Annotated in this window: 16 protein-coding genes; 8 read left to right on the top strand and 8 right to left on the bottom strand. The window is 69.2% G+C overall.

The genetic code is table 11. The features are described from left to right. Nucleotides 1-11: 11 nt before the first annotated feature. Complete coding sequence (locus AB0M63_RS04655; RefSeq protein ID WP_366018346.1) at nucleotides 12-470, bottom strand: hypothetical protein; 459 nt, start codon at nucleotides 468-470, stop codon at nucleotides 12-14. 116 nt (nucleotides 471-586) lie between these two features. Between AB0M63_RS04655 and AB0M63_RS04650 the strand changes: the two genes are divergently transcribed. Both AB0M63_RS04650 and AB0M63_RS04645 read left to right on the top strand, forming a co-directional pair. Continuing rightward, the gene (locus AB0M63_RS04650; RefSeq protein ID WP_355917512.1) at nucleotides 587-1,555 is read left to right on the top strand and encodes a diacylglycerol kinase family protein; all 969 of its coding nucleotides are present in this window, start codon (nucleotides 587-589) and stop codon (nucleotides 1,553-1,555) included. A gap of 320 nt (nucleotides 1,556-1,875) precedes the next feature. After that, entirely contained in the window at nucleotides 1,876-2,133 is a 258-nt protein-coding gene (locus AB0M63_RS04645) for a WhiB family transcriptional regulator (RefSeq protein ID WP_006142322.1), read from the top strand. Between the two features lie 157 nt (nucleotides 2,134-2,290). On the opposite strand, the gene AB0M63_RS04640 is transcribed toward AB0M63_RS04645, so the two are convergent. Together AB0M63_RS04640 and AB0M63_RS04635 are read right to left on the bottom strand one after the other, a co-directional pair. Next, entirely contained in the window at nucleotides 2,291-3,757 is a 1,467-nt protein-coding gene (locus tag AB0M63_RS04640) for a PAS domain-containing sensor histidine kinase (RefSeq protein WP_355917709.1), read from the bottom strand. A 350-nt stretch (nucleotides 3,758-4,107) separates the two neighbouring features. Beyond that, entirely contained in the window at nucleotides 4,108-5,178 is a 1,071-nt protein-coding gene (locus AB0M63_RS04635) for an SIS domain-containing protein (RefSeq protein WP_366018345.1), read from the bottom strand. 206 nt (nucleotides 5,179-5,384) lie between these two features. Between AB0M63_RS04635 and nagB the strand changes: the two genes are divergently transcribed. Then, nucleotides 5,385-6,170, top strand: coding sequence for a glucosamine-6-phosphate deaminase (nagB, locus tag AB0M63_RS04630; RefSeq protein ID WP_366018344.1), 786 nt, complete (start codon nucleotides 5,385-5,387; stop codon nucleotides 6,168-6,170). A 75-nt stretch (nucleotides 6,171-6,245) separates the two neighbouring features. Here nagB and AB0M63_RS04625 read toward each other — a convergent pair whose 3' ends face one another. The 4 genes from AB0M63_RS04625 to AB0M63_RS04610 form a co-directional block, all read right to left on the bottom strand. Beyond that, nucleotides 6,246-8,195, bottom strand: coding sequence for a glycoside hydrolase family 3 N-terminal domain-containing protein (locus tag AB0M63_RS04625; protein ID WP_366018343.1), 1,950 nt, complete (start codon nucleotides 8,193-8,195; stop codon nucleotides 6,246-6,248). A 9-nt stretch (nucleotides 8,196-8,204) separates the two neighbouring features. Further along, the gene (locus AB0M63_RS04620) at nucleotides 8,205-9,068 is read right to left on the bottom strand and encodes a carbohydrate ABC transporter permease (protein ID WP_355917524.1); all 864 of its coding nucleotides are present in this window, start codon (nucleotides 9,066-9,068) and stop codon (nucleotides 8,205-8,207) included. Then, complete coding sequence (locus AB0M63_RS04615; protein ID WP_355917527.1) at nucleotides 9,065-10,048, bottom strand: sugar ABC transporter permease; 984 nt, start codon at nucleotides 10,046-10,048, stop codon at nucleotides 9,065-9,067. Before AB0M63_RS04615 ends, AB0M63_RS04620 begins: the two co-directional genes overlap by 4 nt. Nucleotides 10,049-10,147: 99 nt before the next feature. Next, nucleotides 10,148-11,434 (bottom strand): extracellular solute-binding protein, encoded by a 1,287-nt coding sequence (locus AB0M63_RS04610; RefSeq protein ID WP_355917530.1) that lies wholly within the window; start codon nucleotides 11,432-11,434, stop codon nucleotides 10,148-10,150. Nucleotides 11,435-11,766: 332 nt separating this feature from the next. Between AB0M63_RS04610 and AB0M63_RS04605 the strand changes: the two genes are divergently transcribed. From AB0M63_RS04605 to mctP, 5 genes are all read left to right on the top strand, one after another. Then, nucleotides 11,767-12,531, top strand: a complete 765-nt coding sequence (locus AB0M63_RS04605; protein ID WP_355917532.1) for a GntR family transcriptional regulator — start codon at nucleotides 11,767-11,769, stop codon at nucleotides 12,529-12,531. Between the two features lie 88 nt (nucleotides 12,532-12,619). Further along, nucleotides 12,620-14,767, top strand: coding sequence for a carbon starvation CstA family protein (locus AB0M63_RS04600; protein ID WP_366018342.1), 2,148 nt, complete (start codon nucleotides 12,620-12,622; stop codon nucleotides 14,765-14,767). Nucleotides 14,768-14,771: 4 nt separating this feature from the next. Then, on the top strand, nucleotides 14,772-14,939 hold the full coding sequence (locus AB0M63_RS04595) for a YbdD/YjiX family protein (RefSeq protein ID WP_366018341.1): 168 nt from the start codon (nucleotides 14,772-14,774) through the stop codon (nucleotides 14,937-14,939). 138 nt (nucleotides 14,940-15,077) lie between these two features. Continuing rightward, nucleotides 15,078-15,329, top strand: a complete 252-nt coding sequence (locus AB0M63_RS04590; protein ID WP_355917540.1) for a DUF3311 domain-containing protein — start codon at nucleotides 15,078-15,080, stop codon at nucleotides 15,327-15,329. Beyond that, nucleotides 15,326-16,936, top strand: coding sequence for a monocarboxylate uptake permease MctP (mctP, locus tag AB0M63_RS04585; RefSeq protein WP_355917543.1), 1,611 nt, complete (start codon nucleotides 15,326-15,328; stop codon nucleotides 16,934-16,936). Before AB0M63_RS04590 ends, mctP begins: the two co-directional genes overlap by 4 nt. Here mctP and AB0M63_RS04580 read toward each other — a convergent pair whose 3' ends face one another. Next, nucleotides 16,937-20,572: an NACHT domain-containing protein gene (locus tag AB0M63_RS04580; RefSeq protein WP_355917546.1), complete on the bottom strand. Its 3,636-nt coding sequence runs from the start codon at nucleotides 20,570-20,572 to the stop codon at nucleotides 16,937-16,939. Nucleotides 20,573-20,677 lie beyond the last annotated feature (105 nt).

Below are 20,677 nucleotides of genomic sequence, written 5' to 3'. Positions count from 1 at the left end.
CAGGCCGGGGTCTAGCCCTTCGGCTCTTCGGTACGACGACCGGGCCCTCGGATTCCGAGGGCCTGTGTCGTCGCCGGGTTCACCAGCAGTACCAGCGAGGCCACCGCGACCACCGCGAGCGCGATACCGGCCGGGATGGCCACACTGTCGGCCTGGAGCAGGTTGTAGGCCACGGGCAGCGCCATGACCTGCGTGATGACGGCCGGGCCCCGGCTCCAGCCGCGTCGGCCGAGCAGCCCGCGCGCGGCGAGCAGCGGCAGCAGCGCGAGCACCACCAGGGTCACCCCGCCGGTCACCGCCTGCTGCCGGTCGTCCGGTTCGCCGGTGATGCCCAGGACGAGCATCCACACCCCGGCGACGGCGAGCGCGAGCCCCTCCAGCGCGACGAGGGCCGCCGCGTAGGTCAGCCGGCGCGGACGGGGTCCGTCGGGGCCTGCGGTCTCCGGGGCGGGGGTCTGCTGAGCGCTCACCCCAGAAGGGTAGCCCTCGTGAAACGGCCCCTGGTGTTCAGGCTCACGCCGTCTCCTCTTACCCAACCCCTACCTCGGTATGGGCCGAGTACCACCCAGTAGGTACGCTGCAACCCATGCGTGCACTTCTCGTGGTCAATCCGGCGGCAACCACCACAAGCGCACGTACGCGCGACGTATTGCTCCACGCGCTCGCGAGCGAGATGAAGCTCGAGGCGGTCACCACCGAGTACAGAGGCCACGCGCGCGACCTCGGCCGGCAGGCCGCGGAGAGCGGGAACGTGGACCTGGTCGTGGCCCTCGGCGGCGACGGCACGGTCAACGAGGTCGTCAACGGTCTGCTGCACACCGGTCCCGACCCGGAGCGCCTGCCCGGTCTCGCCGTGGTCCCCGGCGGCTCCACCAACGTCTTCGCCCGCGCCCTGGGCCTGCCCAACGACGCCGTCGAGGCCACCGGCGCCATCCTCGACGCCCTGCGCGAGGGCAGCGAGCGCACGGTCGGCCTCGGGCTGACCTCCGGCACACCCGGCACCGAGGACGAGGCGGTGCCGTCCCGCTGGTTCACCTTCAACGCCGGGCTCGGGTTCGACGCGGGGGTCGTCGGGCGGGTCGAACAGCAGCGGGAGCAGGGCAAGAAGTCCACGCACGCGCTGTATGTACGCCAGGTGGTCCGGCAGTTCCTCGGTGAGCAGCACCGCAGGCACGGGACGATCACCCTGGAGCAGCCCGGCGAGGACCCGGTCACCGATCTGGTGGTGGCCATAGTCTCGAACACGTCGCCCTGGACGTACCTGGGTAATCGCCCGATGTACACGTCACCTAAGGCGTCGTTCGATAAAGGCCTCGACGTACTCGGACTCAGCCGCCTGTCCAGCGCCGCGGTTGCCCGGTATGGCACCCAGTTGCTCACTTCGTCCCCCGAGCGCGGACCCCATGGCAAGCACGCTGCGGCTCTGCACGACCTGAGCGAGTTCACCTTGCATTCGAAGGTCCCCCTGCCCCTCCAGATGGACGGCGACCACCTCGGACTGCGTACGAGCGTGACGTTCACAGGCGTACGCCGTGCACTGCGTGTGATTGTGTGAGCAGAAAGGGCTGAAGTCCTTTCACTCGAACGTTTAGACCAGGGTCCACCCCATGGAAGTACGGCTGTGACCTAGTCGACACCGAGGAATCAAAAAAAACTTTCCAGAAGGGGTTGTATCCGCCGCTGAGGTTTGCGAGTCTCTACGTGGCGGTCGGGACAGCCCGCAACACCGGCGTCCTCGGATCACCAGAACCCCTCTTCAACTCACAGGACCACATCAGGGAAACCTGATGGGCGGCCCTTCACTTGTTGAGGGATTCGTGAAAGCGTTCACATTCACAAGCAACCCGCACGTAATACCAAGGAGAGGTAGCAGCCATGGACTGGCGTCACAACGCCGTTTGCCGCGAGGAAGACCCCGAGCTCTTCTTCCCCATCGGCAACACCGGTCCTGCGCTGCTGCAGATCGAGGAAGCCAAGGCCGTCTGCCGTCGCTGTCCCGTCATGGACCAGTGTCTGCAGTGGGCGCTTGAGTCCGGCCAGGACTCCGGCGTCTGGGGTGGTCTCAGCGAGGACGAGCGCCGCGCCATGAAGCGCCGCGCCGCTCGCAACCGGGCCCGTCAGGCCTCCGCCTGACACGCACCCCGTTCGACAGCCTGAGCTTGGCGGCGCGTACAGCGCGTACGCATCTCCCGCCCCCGAGCCGCAGCGCGCAGTACCCCCGATGCGCATAGCAACGAGCGACTGGCCCCGGATCACCCAGTGATCCGGGGCTCTTTGCTTGTCTGACCGCTTACTTGTGCGCCTGCACCGGCACATCCAGGATCACCCTGGTCCCCCGCTCCGGCGCCGCCACCATGTCGAAGGTGCCGCCCAACTCGCCTTCCACCAGCGTCCGTACGATCTGCAGGCCCAGGTTGCCCGAGCGGTGCGGGTCGAACCCTTCGGGGAGTCCTACGCCGTCGTCCTGCACGGTGACCAGCAAGCGGGCGTCCTTCGCGCTGCCGCCGCGCACGGCCGATACCTCCACCGTGCCGGTCTCGCCCTCACGGAAGCCGTGTTCCAGCGCGTTCTGCAGGATCTCGGTGAGCACCATGGAGAGCGGGGTCGCGACCTCGGCGTCCAGTATCCCGAAGCGACCGCTGCGCCGGCCGGTGACCTTGCCCGGGGAGATCTCGGCGACCATCGCGAGCACCCGGTCGGCGATCTCGTCGAACTCCACCCGCTCGTCCAGGTTCTGAGACAGCGTCTCATGCACGATCGCGATCGACCCGACCCGTCGTACGGCCTCCTCCAGCGCCTCCCGGCCGCGCTCGGAGTCGATCCGGCGGGCCTGGAGGCGGAGCAGGGCGGCGACCGTCTGGAGGTTGTTCTTCACCCGGTGGTGGATCTCCCGGATGGTCGCGTCCTTGGTGATCAACTCCCGCTCGCGGCGACGCAGTTCGGTGACGTCCCGGAGCAGCACCAGTGAACCGACGCGGGTGCCCTTGGGTTTGAGGGGGATCGCCCGGAACTGGATCACACCGTCGTGCGCCTCGATCTCGAACTCCCGTGGCGCCCAGCCGCTGGCGAGCTTGGCGAGCGCCTCGTCCACCGGGCCCCGGGTCGGGGCGAGTTCGGCGGTGGTCACGCCCAGGGGCTGGCCGACGAGGTCGGTGGCGAGACCCATGCGGTGGTACGCCGACAGCGCGTTCGGTGAGGCGTACTGCACGATGCCGTCGCCGTCGAGGCGGATCAGTCCGTCGCCGACGCGCGGCGAGGCGTCCATGTCGACCTGCTGGTTCGGGAACGGGAAGGAACCGGCCGCGATCATCTGGGCGAGGTCCGACGCGCTCTGCAGATAGGTCAGTTCGAGTCGGCTCGGGGTGCGCACGGTGAGCAGGTTGGTGTTGCGCGCGATGACACCCAGGACGCGCCCGTCCCGTCGTACCGGAATCGACTCGACCCTGACCGGGACCTCCTCGCGCCACTCCGGGTCGCCCTCGCGCACGATCCGGCCCTCGTCGAGGGCGACGTCCAGCATGGGGCGGCGGCCGCGCGGGACGAGGTGGCCGACCATGTCGTCCTGGTACGAGGTGGGGCCGGTGTTCGGCCGCATCTGGGCGACGGAGACATAGCGGGTGCCGTCGCGCGTGGGAACCCACAGGACCAGGTCGGCGAAGGAGAGGTCGGAGAGCAACTGCCACTCCGAGACCAGCAGGTGGAGCCACTCGAGGTCGGAGTCGTCGAGTGCGGTGTGCTGGCGTACGAGTTCGTTCATGGAGGGCACGTCTGCGAGCGTACCCGCCGGTCTGTACCTGTCCTAAAAACACCCGCGGGCCGCGGCGCCTGGGAGGGACCCTCAACCCTCCCGGCACCGCAGCCCGGAGCAGCAACGGCCACGGGGTGTGCGGTCCCGATCGGCCGATGGATGAGGAGCCGGGGCAGTCAGGGCAGAGAGCCTCGGTTCCTCGGTCCGTCCTCCTGTGCGGGGAAGACGGGGGCTTGCGCCTTTAACACATACACATTCTGGACTAGACCACTATCCGTGTCCATGCGTTGAAGGATGTTCGTTGGAAGCCTAACGGTGTTGAGTCCTGTGCGGGGCTGGATGGTCTTGGCATTTTTCCATCAGCGGGTCTCCGTCACCTTGGCCAGGGCGCGAGGCGCGTCGGGGTCCTGGCCCCGGGCGATGGTGACCTCGTAGGCGAGGAGCTGGAGCGGGAGGATCTCCAGGATGGGCTGGAGTTCCTCGGGGACGCCCTCAACGGGCAGGACGAAGCCGGCCGAGGCCTGTTCGACCTGGCCGGCCGGGCCGATGACGACGAGGTCGGCGCCCCGGCCGCGGAGTCGGTCGAGCACGGGCTGGAGGGCTGCGCCGCCCTTGCCGTCGGTCACGACCGCGATCACCGGGGAGACGTTGTCGACCATGGCCAGGGGGCCGTGCAGGAGATCGGCGCCGGAGTAGGCGAGGGCGGGGATGTAGCTGGTCTCCATCAGCTTGAGGGCGGCCTCCTTGGCGGTGGGGTAGCCGTAGCCGCGCGAGGTGATCACCATGCGTTCGGCGAAGCGGTAGCGGGAGGCGAGGGCGCGGACCTCGTCCTGCCGGGCGAGCAGCTGCGCGGCGAGGTCGGGCAGGGCCTTGGCCGACGCGCCGTCGCCGCCGCGCAGGCCCTCGACGAAGAGGTAGAGCGCGAGGAGCGAGGCCGTGTACGTCTTGGTCGCGGGGAGGGCCTTCTCCGGCCCGGCCATGATGTCGATGTGGTACTCGGACACGGCGGCCAGCGGTGAGTCCGGGTTGTTGGTCACGGCGACCGTGATCGCGCCGGCCTCGCGGGCGGCCCGGGTCGAGGCCACCAGGTCAGGGGAGCCGCCGGACTGACTGACGGTGACGACCAGGACGTCGGTCAGGTCGGGGCGGGCGCCGTAGGCCGTGGTGGTCGACATCGAGGTGAGTCCGCAGGGCAGGCCGAGGCGGATCTCCAGGAGGTACTTGGCGTAGAGGGCGGCGTTGTCGGAGGTGCCGCGGGCGGTGAGCAGGACGAAGCGGGGTTTGCGGGCGGCCACGTCCTGGGCGACCTGGCGGATGCGCGGGGCGCCCTCGTCCAGGATGCGGCGCAGGACGGCGGGCTGTTCGGCGGTTTCGCGGGCCATGATCCGGCCCGGTACGTCGTTCTGGGGGGTCGGGGTCGTGGCGGTCATGCGGGTTCCTCCGGAGGTGGGCGCGGGGATGTCCGAGGGGCCGGTCAAGTGTCCGTCGGGTCCATTGGACTCCCCCGTCGGTGGCCGCGCCCGCGCGGGGTGCGGGAGCCCCGGCCACCTGGGCGGCCGGAACCGATTCTGTTAGATTGAGCCTCGATCACGATTGGTCTAAACCACATGGCTCACTTCAGATCGGCAGGCCCAGCGTGGAAGTTGTCATCGTTCCGGACGCCAAGTCGGGCGGCGAGCTGATCGCCGAGGCCATGGCACAACTGCTTCGGGGCAAGCCGGACGCTCTCCTCGGCGTGGCCACCGGGTCGACGCCGCTGCCCATCTACGAGGCACTCGCGGCCAAGGTCCGGGCCGGGGCCGTGGGCACCTCGCGGGCCCGGATCGCGCAGCTGGACGAGTACGTAGGACTGCCCGCCGAGCACCCGGAGTCGTACCGCTCGGTGTTGCGCCGCGAGGTGCTGGAACCGCTCGGGATCGGGATGGAGGCGTTCCTCGGGCCGGACGGGACCGCCGAGGACGTGCAGGGGGCGTGCGAGGCGTACGACCGGGCGCTGGGTGAGGCCGGCGGAGTGGATCTGCAGGTGCTGGGGATCGGGACCGACGGGCACATCGGGTTCAACGAGCCGTGCTCGTCGCTGGCCTCGCGGACCCGGATCAAGACGCTGACCGAGCAGACGCGGGTGGACAACGCGCGGTTCTTCGACGGCGACATCGAGCAGGTGCCGCATCACGTCATCACGCAGGGCATCGGCACCATCCTGGAGGCCCGGCACCTGGTGCTGCTCGCCACCGGTGAGGGCAAGGCGGACGCGGTCGCCGCGACGGTGGAGGGGCCGGTCGCCGCGGTGTGCCCGGCGTCGGCGCTGCAGTTGCACCGGCATGCGACGGTCGTGGTCGACGAGGGCGCCGCGTCCAAGCTGAAGCTCGCGGACTACTTCCGGCACACGTTCGTCAACAAGCCCGACTGGCAAGGGATCTGAGGCGCGGGTTCCTTCGGCCTACGTGCCGGTGCCGGGCGATCCTCGTGGGGTCGCCCGGCACCGGTGTTCTCGGGGTCACTCCCCTGCGATGACCTCCGCCGCCGCACGACCGCAGACCCGGGCCGCGCCGTGCGTCGCGATGTGGAGGGCGCCCCGGGGCGGTGCCTGGGGCACGCCCATCTCCACCACGATGGTGTCGGGGCGGGCTGCCAGCAGGGTGTCGAGGGCGGCCGCCATCCAGGGGTGCCGATGTTCGTCCCGGACCACGACCACGACCCGCCGCCCCTCGGCCGCCTTCAGCACCGCACTCCCCGCACCCTCGCCACCGAAGCCGCCCGTCTCCGTACCGGGCAGGAGCCGACCGAGTTCCGCGGCCACACCCCAGGGGGTCTCGTCACCGACGGCGATGTTGGCGACGGGGGTGAGGAGGGCGACGTAGGGCGGTTCGGTGAGCGGGGTGAAGTCGCCGGCGCCGGTGACCGCGAGGGCGCGGCGGGCGGCGACGAGGCCGATGTCGACGCGCGTCATCTCTGCGGCGGGCGTGGGGTTCTCGCCGGCGGAGTGCGGGTCCGGTGCTGGGCGCTCGTCCGGTGCGAGGCGCCTGCCCGAAGCCGGGCTCCCGTCCGAGTCCCTGCCTGCTTCCGACGCCGAGCCCGGGTGCGCGGCGGAGCCCGCTTCCGACCCCGAGCGCGCGCCCGAAGCAGACCCTGCGGGCGGACCCGAGGCCCCGCCGGAAGCTCGATCCGCATTCGGCGCCGAGCCCGCGTGCGCGACAGAGCCCGTGTGCGAAACCCGGCCCCGGCCCGAAACCCGATCCGCCTCCGAAGCAGGACCCGCTTCCGTGGCGGAGCCGGTGAGCGATGCCGAGCCCGCGTCAGACCCCGCGCCTGCGGCGGAGCCCGCGCGCGAAACCGCGCCCACGTCAGAAGCGAAGCCCGCGCCCACAGCCGATCCCGCCTCCGAGGCTGAGCCCGCCCCCGAAGCCGACACCGACGCCGGTCCTGACACCGGCGCCGAAGCCGCCCACCGCGCCAACCCCCGCACCCGCTCCGCCGCTTCGGCCAGCCGTTCCTCCGGCAGCTCCCCCGCGCGCACCGCCCCCACCAACGCGTCCCGCAGTCGTCGTACCGTCTCGTCGTCCGCGAGGCCGCCGCCCACGCAGAGCGCGTCGGCGCCGGCGGCGATCGCGATGACGCTGCCGCGTTCGATGCCGTAGGTGGCGGCGATGGCCTGCATTTCCATGGCGTCGGTGACGATGAGGCCGTCGTAGCCGAGTCGGCCGCGGAGGAGGTCGGTGAGGATGCGGAGGGAGAGCGTGGCGGGGTGGTCCGGGTCCAGGGACGGGACCAGGATGTGGGCGCTCATCACCGCGCGGGTGCCGGCGGCGATGGCCGCGCGGAAGGGGAGCAGTTCCCGGTGCTCCAGGACCGACGCCTCCGCGTCGATGCGGGGCAGCGCGTGGTGGGAGTCGACCGCCGTGTCGCCGTGGCCCGGGAAGTGTTTCGTGCAGGCGGCGACGCCCGCCGACTGGAGGCCCTTGACGTAGGCCGCGGTGTGGCGGGCGACCAGTTCCGGGTCGGCGCCGAAGGAGCGGACGCCGATGACCGGGTTGGCGGGGTTGGAGTTCACGTCCGCGGACGGGGCCCAGTTCAGGTTTACGCCGCACTCGGCCAGGCGGCGGCCCAGCTCCTGGGCCACCGCCCTCGTCAGGTCCACGTCGTCGACCGCGCCCAGTGCGTGGTTGCCGGGGAAGGACGAGCCCGTCCGCACCTCCAGGCGCGTGACGTCTCCGCCCTCCTCGTCGATCGCGACCAGGACGTCGTCCCGTTCGGACCTCAACTGGGCGGTCAGGGAGGACAGTTGTTCGGGTGAGGCGATGTTGCGGCCGAACAGGCCCACCGAGGCCAGGCCCTCGCCGAGGCGGCGGAGCAGCCAGTCGGGGGCCGTGGTGCCGGGGAAGCCGGGTTGCAGGACGGTGAGGGCGTCGCGCGTCAAGGTGTCTGTACCGCTGGCGAGTGTCGTCATCGGTGGGCGTTATCCCTTCACGGCGCCGGCGGTCAGACCCGCGGCCATCTTGCGCTGGACGATGAGGAAGAGGACGACGATCGGCACGGCCATCATCGTGGCGCCGGCCATCATCGGGGCGTACTCGGTGCCGTGCTTGGTGGTGAAGTTGCCGAGCCACACGGTCGCCGTCTGGTGCTCCTGGCTGAGCAGCATGAGGGCGTACAGGTACTCGTTCCAGGCCTGGATGAAGCCGTAGACCGAGGTCGCGACCATGCCGGGGGCGAGGAGGGGGAAGACCACTCGGATGAAGGCGCCGGTGCGGGAGCAGCCGTCGACCATGGCCGCCTCCTCCAGTTCCTTCGGGATGTTGACGATGAAGCCGCGCAGGGTCCACACCGTGAACGGGAGGATGAAGGTCAGATACGTGATGACCAGGCCGGAGAGCTTGTCGTACTGGTCGAGGTCGTTGAGGAGCAGGAAGACCGGGATGATCATCGAGACCAGCGGGACCATCTGGACCGCGAGGATGCCGACGATCACGATCTTGCGGCCGCGGAAGGCGAAGCGGGAGATGGCGAGCGCTGCGAGCAGGCCTACGACCACTCCGATCACGACCACCGAGAGGGACACGATGAGGCTGCGGCCCACCGGGCCCCAGAAGTCGGCGATGTCCAGTGCCCGGCGGAAGTTGTCGAGGGTGATGCCGGTGGGCAGCAGGCTCGGGTCCGGGTCGATGGCGTCCTTGGCCGGTTTGAACGCCGTGTCGAGCATCCAGTAGAGAGGGAAGCCGACGACGACGAAGACGAGCAGGCCGACGAGGTTCCAGCCGAGCTTGGACTTCTTGCGCCCGCCGGTCGGCCTGCGGGGCGCATCGGTCGTGAGCGCGCTCATTCGACCTCTCCGATCTGAAGCATCTGACGCATGTACACGGCGACGACACCGAGCAGCAGCACCACGGTGACCAGGGCGATCGCCGAGCCCTGCCCGTAGTCGTTGACGACGAACGCGCGGTCGTACGAGTAGGTGCTCAGCAGCTGGAACTCGGCCTCGGGGTGGCCGCCGCGCATCACGAACACCTGGGGGAAGACGCCCATGTCCCAGATCACCGACAGGGTCGTGAGCATCACGATGATCGGCTTGAGGATGGGCAGGGTGACGTACCGGAAGACGCCCCAGGCGCCGGCGCCGTCGAGGCGGGCGGCCTCCTCCAACTCCTGGGGGACCTGGGTGAGTCCGGCGCTGAGGGTGATCACCACGAAGGGCACCGCGCCCCACACCACCAGCAGCATGATGACGAGGAGGCCCTGGGGTCCGCTGGCGAACCAGTTGTGGCCGATCATGTCGACCCCGGGGAGCTTGCTGAGCAGGGCGTTGAAGATGCCGTAGTCCGAGTCGAAGAGCCACTTGAAGACCGTGGTCGCGACGATGACCGGCATGCCCCAACTGGCCACCAGGACAATGTTGATGAGGGTCTTCATCCAGCCGGAGACCCGCTGCTGGAGCAGGGCGAGAGCCATGCCGGCGACCATCGTGAAGACGACCGAGCCGCCCGCGAAGACAATCGTGCGGACGACGACGCCCCAGAACTCGCCGTCGCCGAGGACGCCGGAGAAGTTGTCGAAGCCGACCCACTCGGCGGGCTTGAAGCCCCAGAGCTGGGACTGCCCGAAGGACTGGAAGGACAGCGTGACCAGCCGGACCAGCGGATAGCCCATGACCAGGGCCAGGATCAGCAGGCAGGGGGCGAGCAGCAGCCACGGGATCCCGGCGCCGTTCGATGGACGCCGTCTGCGGGTCGCGCCGGATACGCGCGGTGGGGGCGCCTGCCGCGGTGGCGGCACCTTGGCGGGGGTGGTCGTGTCGGCACTCATCGCGCGCTCCTCAGCGGTCCCTCTGGTCGTACGGCCGTACGAGAAGCAGGGCCCTGTCCCGAAGAAGTCCCCGGGGGTCCAACAGGGCCCTGCCTCAGGTCACTTGGTGTTGATGACCTTGTCGATCGCGGTGTCCGCGGCCTTCGCGGCGTCCTCGACCGACTGCTTGCCGGTGCCGATGTTCTGCAGCATGGTCTGCAGGATCTGGGCCTTCTCGACCTGGCCCCAGCCCGGTGCCATCGGGACGAACCAGTTGGACTCGGCCGCGGTGGCCGGGACCGCCGTCGCGGGGTCGCTCTTCAGCGTCGCGAGGTCGGTCTTGTTGTTCGGCAGGTTGCCCTTGGCCATCAGGCCCTTCTGGCCGGACGGGCCGGTGAAGGCGTTGATCCACTCGGCGGCGAGCGCCTGCGCCTTGGACTTCACCGGGATCGCGAGGTCCGAACCGCCCAGGAACACGGGCATGTTCTTGCCGGACGGGCCGGGCATCACGAAGTTGACGAGATCGGTCTTCAGCTTGCCGCCGGTCTTGTCGTTCTTCGGGTCGGCGGCGGTCGCGCCCTCCCACGCGGCGGCGAAGATCATGGACGCCTTGCCCTGGCCGTAGACGATGTAACGGTCGGACTCGTCCTTGGTCTTGTCGCCGTGCATGTACTTGTCGATGACCGACTTCCACTCGTTGAGCCCCTTGATGGACTCCGGCGAGGAGAAGTTGGCCTTCCAGGTGCCGCCCGAGTCGACGGCGATGGAGCCGCCGGCGTCGTAGACGAAGGACATGGCCGCGTACCAGTCACGGGTGGGCTGGTACCAGGCGCTGAACTTGTCGCCTTCCTTCTTCTGGATCTTGTCCAGGTCGGCGGTCAGCTCGGTGTACGTGGTCGGCGGGGCCTTGATGCCGACCGAAGCGGCGATGTCCTTGCGCCAGTTGGCGACGCGGCCACCGGCGTAGTAGGGGACGCCGTAGGTCTTGCCGTCGTAGGTCACGGAGGCCTTGAGGCCGTCCAGCCAGGCGGAGGAGTTGGTGAACTTCGCGGGGTCGACGGGTGCGAAGGCGCCCTTGACCATGTAGCCCAGCATCTCGGTGTTGCCCATCTCGACCACGTCGGGGGCCTTGTCGGTGGCGAGGACCGCGTCGAGCTTGGTGTTCTTGTCCGGCCAGCCGTAGTACTCGTGCTTGATCTTGACGCCGGGGTGCGCCTTCTGCACGGCCGCGTCGGCTGCCTTCACCAGTTGGGGCCAGTTGTTCTGCGCGTCGACGGTGAGCCAGACGGTCAGCTCCTTGGCGTCGGCGCCGCTGTTCGAAGAGCTCTTGTCGTCGTTGCCCCCGCACGCCGCGATGGAGACCATCATGCCCGCGATACCGATCGCGGCTATGAGCTTGCGCTTCACGCCACCCTCCTCAGGGATGCCTGCCACACCTCCCGCCCATGGGCCGGGACCTGAACCAATGGTGTAGACCAGTACCGGGAGCTTGGACCAGACCAGAGGGCCTGTCAAGGGTCCCCGAAACCCCCCTGACCAGCCGTTATGGGACCTACATATGCAGGAACCTTTAAGTAAGAAGGCAGCGAAAACAGCCGTGCCGGAGTACTCTCGTCCGCTAGACCACTTGGCGCTGTGGACTAGACCAAAAGCGGCTCGCGACGGTATACAGAAGGGATCACCAAGTGAGTCGCGAGCGAGTCGCGAGTGACCCTCATCCGGAGCCGGGAAGGCAGAGCATGAGCACCGACGTCAGCAGTGCGGAGAACGAGGGTGGGGCCACCGTCCGCACCGCGCGTGTGCCCAAGTACTACCGCCTGAAGAAACACCTGCTCGACATGACGGACACGCTGCCGCCCGGCACACCGGTCCCGCCCGAGCGCACCCTGGCCGCCGAGTTCGACACCTCGCGCACCACCGTCCGCCAGGCCCTTCAGGAACTGGTCGTCGAGGGCCGCCTGGAGCGCATCCAGGGCAAGGGCACGTTCGTCGCCAAGCCGAAGGTCTCGCAGGCTCTCCAACTCACCTCGTACACCGAGGACATGCGCGCCCAGGGCCTGGAGCCGACCTCGCAGCTCCTGGACATCGGCTACATCACCGCCGACGACACCCTCGCCGACCTGCTCGACATCACCGCGGGCGGCCGGGTCCTGCGCATCGAGCGACTGCGCATGGCCAACGCCGAGCCGATGGCGATCGAGACCACCCACCTCAGCGCGAAGCGCTTCCCCGCGCTGCGCAGGTCCCTGGTCAAGTACACGTCCCTCTATACGGCGTTGGCCGAGGTCTACGACGTCCATCTCGCCGAGGCCGAGGAGACCATCGAGACCTCGCTGGCCACCCCGCGCGAGGCCGGCCTGCTCAGCACCGACGTCGGCCTGCCGATGCTGATGCTCTCCCGCCACTCCCTCGACAAGGAGGGCAAGCCGGTGGAGTGGGTGCGGTCGGTGTACCGGGGGGACCGGTACAAGTTCGTGGCGCGCCTCAAGCGACCGCAGGACTGAGCCGGTCGAGGTGATGCACGCGGTGTAGCGCAACTCCCGCTCCTGCTCTACGTTCCTCCCGTCGCCGCATGGACGGGAGGACACCCCGGTGCGTACCGCGAACGTCCGAACCATCGTCGTCTGGACCCTCGTCGCGCTCGTCGCCGCGGCGGGCTGGTCCGTCCTCGCGCTGGCGCGGGGCGAGAACGTGTCGGCCGCCTGGATGGTCGCCGCCGCGCTCGGCTCGTACGCCATCGCCTACCGCTTCTACGCCAAGTTCATCGTGTACAAGGTCCTGAAGGTGGACGCCACCCGGGCCACCCCGGCCGAACGCCTCGACAACGGCATCGACTTCCACCCCACCGACCGCCGCGTCCTGCTGGGCCACCACTTCGCCGCGATCGCCGGCGCCGGACCGCTCGTCGGACCCGTACTCGCCGCGCAGATGGGCTACCTGCCCGGCACGATCTGGATCATCGCCGGTGTCGTCTTCGTGGGCGCGGTCCAGGACATGGTGGTGCTGTTCTTCTCGACCCGGCGCAACGGCAGGTCACTCGGTCAGATGGCCCGCGAGGAGATCGGCCCGTTCGGCGGCGCGGCAGCCCTGATCGCCACCTTCGTCATCATGATCATCCTGCTCGGGGTGCTGGCCCTGGTCATCGTGAACGCGCTGGCCTCCTCCCCCTGGGGCACCTTCTCCATCGGCATGACCATCCCGATCGCCCTGCTGATGGGCTTCTATCTCCGGGTCCTGCGCCCCGGCCGGGTCTCCGAAGTCTCCCTGATCGGCGTGGCGTTGCTGCTGCTCGCGCTGGTCGCGGGCCGCTGGGTCGCCGAGTCGTCCTGGGCCGGCGCCTTCACCCTCGCGCCCTCGACGCTGGTGATCTGGCTGGTGGCGTACGGCTTCATCGCCTCGATCCTGCCGGTGTGGACGCTGCTCGCCCCGCGCGACTACCTCTCCACCTTCATGAAGATCGGCACCATCGCCCTGCTGGCGATCGGGGTCGTGGTCGCCCTGCCCGCCCTGAAGATGCCCGCCGTCACCGACTTCGCCAAGCACGGCAACGGCCCGGTGTTCGCGGGCTCGCTCTTCCCGTTCGTCTTCATCACCATCGCCTGCGGTGCCCTGTCCGGCTTCCACGCGCTCATATCGAGCGGTACGACGCCGAAGATGATCCAGAAGGAGACCCAGATCCGGATGATCGGCTACGGCTCCATGCTGATGGAGTCGTCCGTCGCCGTGATGGCCCTGGTCGCCGCGAGCATCATCGACCCCGGTCTGTACTTCGCGATGAACGCCCCCTCGGGCGCGATCGGCACGACGGTGCAGAACGCCTCGCAGGTGGTGAGCAGTTGGGGCTACCACATCTCCCCCGCCGACCTCGCGCAGGCCGCGAAGAACGTCGACGAGTCGAGTCTGCTGTCCCGCACCGGCGGTGCGCCCACCCTCGCGGTCGGGGTCTCGGAGATCTTCGCCAAGGTCACCGGCGGGAGTCTGCGCGCCTTCTGGTACCACTTCGCGATCATGTTCGAGGCATTGTTCATCCTGACCGCGCTGGACGCGGGCACGCGGGTGGGCCGGTTCATGCTCCAGGACATGCTGGGGAACGTCTACCGGCCTTTCAGGAACGTGAGTTGGCGGCCGGGCCTGGCGCTGACCAGCGCGATCGTGTGCGCGCTGTGGGGCTACTTCCTCTGGGTCGGCGTGCACGAACCCCTCGGCGGGATCAACCAGCTCTTCCCGATCTTCGGCATCTCCAACCAGCTGCTCGCCGCCGTCGCCCTCGCCGTCTGCACCACGCTCCTGGTGAAGTCGGGGCGTCTCAAGTGGGCCTGGATCACCGGGATCCCACTCGCCTGGGACGCGACGGTCACCCTGACCGCGAGCTGGCAGAAGGTGTTCTCCGGCGACCCGAAGGTCGGCTTCTTCAAGCAACGGTCCGTGTTCCAGGACGCGATCGACGCGGGCAAGGTCCTGCCGCCCGCCAAGAACATGGACGACATGCACACCGTGGTCATCAACTCCACGGTGGACGGGGTACTTTCGGCCATTCTCGCGGTGCTGGTCGTGGTGGTGATCGCCGACGCGCTCCGAGTCTGTCTGCGCCACCTCCGCCGTCCCGCGCTCTCCACGCTGAGCGAGGCGCCGTACGTCGAGTCGAAGATCGTGGCACCGGCCGGGCTGATCCCCACCCGGGAGGAGAAGGAAGAGGAGGCGGCGGCGCGTGACGCGGTCGGCGTTCAGGCGGGCGGTTAGCGGAGTGCGGTGGTACGTCCGGGAGTTGACCGACGAGTCGGCGTACGAGCGGTATGTGGCGCACGTACGCCGGGACCATCCCGAGGCGGAGGTGCCCGGCCGCCGCGAGTTCGAACGGATGCGGACGGAACGCCAGGAGAACGACCCCAGGCAGGGTTTCCGCTGCTGCTGACACCGATGTCAGACCCGATGTCGGACTTTCACGGAATCGACATGCCGATATGCGGACGAGGCCTTTCGCTCCGGTGACCCCGTGACCTACATTGCCTGCGCATTACACCGGTGATCAGCAAGGAGACGGAGCCGCGACATGTCAGATGCGCCCGAAGTGAGACAGCCGGTGGTCACGCCGGTACGCGTGATCATCGCCGTCTGCCTGCTCGCGCCCTTCGTGGCGCTGCTCTGGGTCGGCTCCTACACCAAGACGGACCCGACGTTCATCGGCATCCCGTTCTTCTACTGGTACCAGATGCTGTGGGTGCTGATCTCGACGGCACTCACGATGACCGCCTACAAGCTCTGGCAGCACGACCAGCGGACCCGCCACGGAGGCACCCGGTGAACGACGGCGTGAACGGCGTCGCCCTCGGCGTCTTCATCTTCTTCTTCCTGGCCGTCACGGTCCTGGGCTTCCTGGCCGCCCGCTGGCGCCGGGCCGACAACGAGCACAGCCTCGACGAATGGGGCCTGGGCGGACGGTCGTTCGGCACCTGGGTCACCTGGTTCCTGCTCGGCGGCGACCTCTACACCGCCTACACCTTCGTGGCCGTCCCCGCGGCGATCTACGCGGCGGGCGCGGCCGGCTTCTTCGCGGTGCCGTACACGATCCTGGTGTACCCGCTCATCTTCACGTTCCTGCCCCGCCTCTGGTCGGTGTCGCACCGGCACGGCTATGTGACGACCTCGGACTTCGTGCGCGGCCGCTTCGGCTCGAAGAGCCTGTCGCTGGCGGTGGCGGTCACCGGCATCCTCGCGACGATGCCGTACATCGCGCTCCAACTGGTCGGCATCCAGGCCGTGCTGGACGTCATGGGGGTGGGCGGCAGCGCGAACTCCAACTGGTTCGTGAAGGACCTGCCCCTGCTGATCGCCTTCGCCGTGCTGGCCGCGTACACCTACTCGTCCGGGTTGCGGGCGCCCGCGCTGATCGCGTTCGTCAAGGACGGGCTGATCTACATCGTCATCGCGGTGGCGATCATCTACATCCCGATCAAGCTCGGCGGCTTCGACGACATCTTCAGCGCGGCGGGCGCCAAGTTCAAGGCGGCCGGAGCGGGCGGTATCGTGCCGGCCCCGGCAGGCCAATGGACGTACGCCACCCTGGCGTTGGGCTCGGCGCTGGCGTTGTTCATGTACCCGCACTCGATCACGGCCACGCTCTCCTCCCGGAGCCGCAACGTGATCCGTCGCAACACCACGATCCTGCCGCTGTATTCACTGATGCTGGGGCTGCTCGCGCTGCTCGGCTTCATGGCGATCGCGGCCGGAGTCAAGGTCGACAACGGGCAGTTGGCGATCCCGCAGCTCTTCGAGAACATGTTCCCGGACTGGTTCGCGGGCGTGGCCTTCGCGGCGATCGGCATCGGCGCGCTCGTCCCCGCGGCCATCATGTCCATCGCGGCCGCGAACCTCTTCACCCGCAACATCTACAAGGACTTCATCAAGCCGGACGCGACCCCGGCCCAGGAGACGAAGGTCTCCAAGATCGTCTCGCTGTTGGTGAAGGTGGGCGCACTGGTCTTCGTCCTCACCATGGACAAGACGGTCGCCATCAACTTCCAGCTCCTGGGCGGCATCTGGATCCTCCAGACCTTCCCGGCCCTGGTCGGCGGCCTCTTCACCCGCTGGTTCCACCGCTGGGCCCTGCTCGCCGGCTGGGCGGTCGGCATGATCTACGGCACCCTCGCCGCATACGGGGTCGCCTCGCCGACACAGGCCCACTTCGGCGGCTCCTCCAAGGAGATCCCGGGAATCGGCGAGATCGGCTACATCGGCCTGACCGCGTTCGTCCTCAACGTCGTCGTCACGGTGGTCCTCACCTTCGCCCTGAAGGCGCTGAAGGCCCCGGAGGGCATCGACGAGACAAGCCCGTCCGACTACACGGCGGATGCGGGGGACCCCGGGGTGGAGGTGGAGTTGCCGCCGGCGACGGCGGGAGCGGCCCACTAGTCAGTCGCGCGTGCGCCCGGCCATCGCTTCCCAGAAGCGGTCCAGCTCCCGGACGCGCATGCTGACCCAGTGCGGCGTCTTCCGGCGCAGGACCCTGGGCAGACAACGACGCACGCGTCCCGGCAACAGTGCCTGTTGCTGGCGGCAGAACGGCTCGCGGATCTCACCCCGGGGCACACAGCCCCGGGGCGGGTACGGGCAGAGCTGGAACTTGCAGTCGGGCAGACAGCTGCTGCCCGGTGCGGGCGGGACCGAGGTACCGGCCCGCAGGTCCGGCCGCAGCGGCTCACGGTTCGTACGGATGCACGGCGGGAGCGGCATGCCGGGCTGCTCCATGCGGGCCAGCCGCTCCTCGACCTCGTCCGGATGCCCGTCGCGCTCGATGAGGTTCAGCATGACCAGGACGTCGGCGACGAGGTGCTGGGCCCGGGCGTCCAGGGTGCTCCAGCCGACCGACGGCGGAATCCACAGGTTGTGCCGGCGATATCCCCCGGGGTACCGGGTGCGGGAGCCGATGGTGTCCGTGGCGCCCTTCTCGTCGATCCACAGATACCGCTCGGGCTGCCCGGTCTCCAGCGCGAGGGCCACCAGATCGGCCGCCTCGGCGACGAAGGGATGCAGGGACCGTCGGGCCGGGGCACCGTTCGCGTCCGACCGTCCGGGCGCCCCGTTCACGGTGCCCGTCATCGACAGCCAGCGCTCCACGGTCTGTACGGCGGTCATCCCGCCGATCGCCTCGGAGAGTTCGTGCACCACGTGGCCGTCGCCTTCCGGGCCCGTCGCGGTGTCGTCGTGGTTCGCGTGGTCATGGTGGTGGCCCGCCCTGTCCGGCAGCTCCCACAGGCACAGCGCCTGGAGCAGGCTCACCTGCGCGTACCAGCAACGGGACTGCTGCAACACCTTCTCCGCCTGCCGGATGAGATCGGCGCGACCGCGCGGGTACGCGTGCGGGTGGCGTTTGCGCCGGTTGGCCGCGTACTTGAAGCCCTGGGCCAGCGCGGCCTCAAGGGCCAGCGGCAGGTCGGGGGCGCCGCCCGTGAACTTCGGGTCGAGGTGGCGCAGCCACTTCGTGAGTCGCTCCCGGGCCTCGTCGCGGTGGGCGTCGTCGACCGAGCCCAGGAGCATGGGGATCATCCAGGCCCGCATCACGAACTCCCGGAAGAGGGCGACCCGGCGCCGCCGGTACTCCCGGTTGAGGTCCTGCCGTTCGTGTTGCAGCTGGTCGATGCGCTCGGACAACGCGGCGCGCGAAGGCGGGCGATCGGTCCTCGCGCCCGCCATCTTCCTGGCCCACGTCTCGAACTGCCGCCGCTTCCACAGCCTCAGCTCACCGACCCTGTCGTTGTACTCCTGCACTGGATCGCTGTTCAGGCCGATCCGTTCGCGGATCATCGCGAACGCCTCGTTGCCACCGCTGCCGATCTCCTGCGCCGCGGCCAGGCGCAGCGAGGAGGAGGGCTCCTCGATGCCCATCCGGAAGAACTGGTAGTACAGCGGAGTGGTGTCGATCTTGCCCGACACCGAGCGCAGTGCCGCCCCGAGCCGCTTGAGCAGGCGCCGTTTCGCGTCCTCCAGCGTGCGTTGGTCCCCCTTGACGCCGGCCCAGCCGGCGCTGACCATCCTGACGATGTCGCTCATCATTCTCGGGTCCTGCTCCGCGCATTCGACCTCCAGGGCCGCCGCATAGAGGTCCAGGGCCTTCGGGTCTCCCGTGCGGTGCTTCGCGGCCGTGCAGAGCCGTTGGGCCAGGCTGCGCCCGCTCACGGGAACCTGCCGCCACAGCTCCTTCATCTCCTTCTTCGCCTCGGCCCGGACGCTCCCTCCCTCGCCCCCGCGTTCCGCCGCCCGCCGACGGGACAACAGGACCAGGGCGATGAGCAGTTCACGGCTGGGTCCGGGCGGCTGCAGTGCCTCCTCGACCAGCTCCCCGACCTCCCGCTCCCCGAGGTCGGTCAGTGTGCGGAAGCCGAAGTAGGCCTGGAAGATGCTGTGCGGGAAACGGACCCGCTTCTCGAAACCCTCCACCAGCCCGAGCCTGTTCGCGTACCCCGCGAAGCGCGCCAGCACGGCGTGGCACTGGCCCAGATTGCCCTCACGCAACAACCTGCCCTCCTCATGACCGAGCCGGTTGCAGAGGGTGTGCCAGATCTGCTCCCGGTGCCACTCGGAGAAGACGTTCTCCCGTTTGCCGTACCGGTCGAATCCGCGTTGTTTGGTCCACAGGTGCTCGGCCTGCGCCCAGGTGCGGCGGGCCAGACCGGGGTGCACGTCGAGGGCGAGCAACTCCGCGAAGCCCACCTCCAGTTGGTCCTGGAGCAGCCCGATGCAGGCCAAGGCGGACACCACTTCGAGAGTGTCGCGGCGCTGCTGCGGTGTCAGCGCGACCTCATCGCGCAACCGGCCCTCGCACAGGGCCCGTTCCCAGGTCTGCAGCAACCACAGCCGCAGCGTGCTGCGATCCCAGCTGCGCGTGTCCAGCCGCTGTGCGTCGCCCCGCGCACCGTCGCGTTCCAGGGCGCCGTGCCGGTGCAGTCCACGGGCGATCTGCAGGTAGATCGGCGACTCGGTGACCTCCGCCGTCTCCACGATCCAGTCCACGCGACGCTCGTCCGTGTCCGGGACCCGCGCCTCCACGAAGTGCAGCGCCTCCTCCTCGCTCAGCGGTTCCAGCTCCACGATCGCGGCGAGGGTGCTCTCCAGTGGACTGTGCGGCCGGGAGGCGATGACCAGGGGCAGCTTCTCCTCGTAGGCACGCTCGATGGCCCGGCGGATGATGTTGTCCCGGTTCTGTTGGAGGTTCTCGTCGAGGAGGGCCTCCTCCAGACCGTCGGCGATGACGACCGGCTTGTCGTCGGCGAGCAACTGCTGCCAGACCCGCTCGGTCTTGCCGCGCGCGAGGATGCCCTTGGGCGACTCCTCGGCGAAGCGCTGCTTCGCCATGCGCTCGAAGTTCAGGTCGGCCCCGTCGGCCGCGTCCCGCAGCCGGACCGGCACGGGGACGGCGTTCTGCCGGGCCAGCAGTTCGGTGAGCCGCACCAGGACGGCGGTCTTCCCCACGCCGACGCCGCCGACGAGGAGATAGGGCCGACGGGTGTCGCGGTCCCGCAGCCGTTCGGCGATGACCTGGGCGACCTCGTCGCGGCCCACGATCTCGGCGGCCTCCTGCCCGGCGGTCAGCACCAGTTTCTGCGGGTCCGAACGCGCCTTGACGAGGTAGCGCCGCTTGGTCCAGGCATACCACCAGAACAGAAAGAGCGCGGCGGCGATCGAGGCGGTCAGGACGGGGCCGACGAAACGGAGGAGGGCGTCGAACCCCTGGTTGTGCTGCCGCCATTCCTCGAAACGGGTCGAGTGGTGCTCGACGAGGATGTACAGGCCCTCCGCGCACCAGGCGAGCACCGAGAGCGCGGCGGCCAGCCAGAGGACCCTGGTGACGTTCGTGTACGAGATCCACCTGCGCCACTTCTTGAGGCGCGTCGTGCCCCGGCGCGCTTCCAGACGGATCGTCAGGGTGTGCCAGTGACCGAGCAGGAACCGCCTGACCCGGACCCCGGCCCGGCGCAGATCCAGCGTCGCCATCGGTGCGTCGCGCAGTCGCTCCCTGCCGGGCGGATGACGGACGACCCTGGTCATCATGCGTTCTCCCTCCGAGAGCGACTCTCGGGACAGAGGACCACGCGGGCACCGGCACCTCTTTCCATGGAATCACTCCCGGGACACCCCGCAACTCGGCCGTCGGGC

This window comes from Streptomyces sp. NPDC051576, assembly GCF_040681835.1.
Classification (GTDB): Bacteria; Actinomycetota; Actinomycetes; order Streptomycetales; family Streptomycetaceae; genus Streptomyces.
Note: the sequence above shows the minus strand (reverse complement) of the source record. Positions and strands in the feature narration are given on the sequence as shown.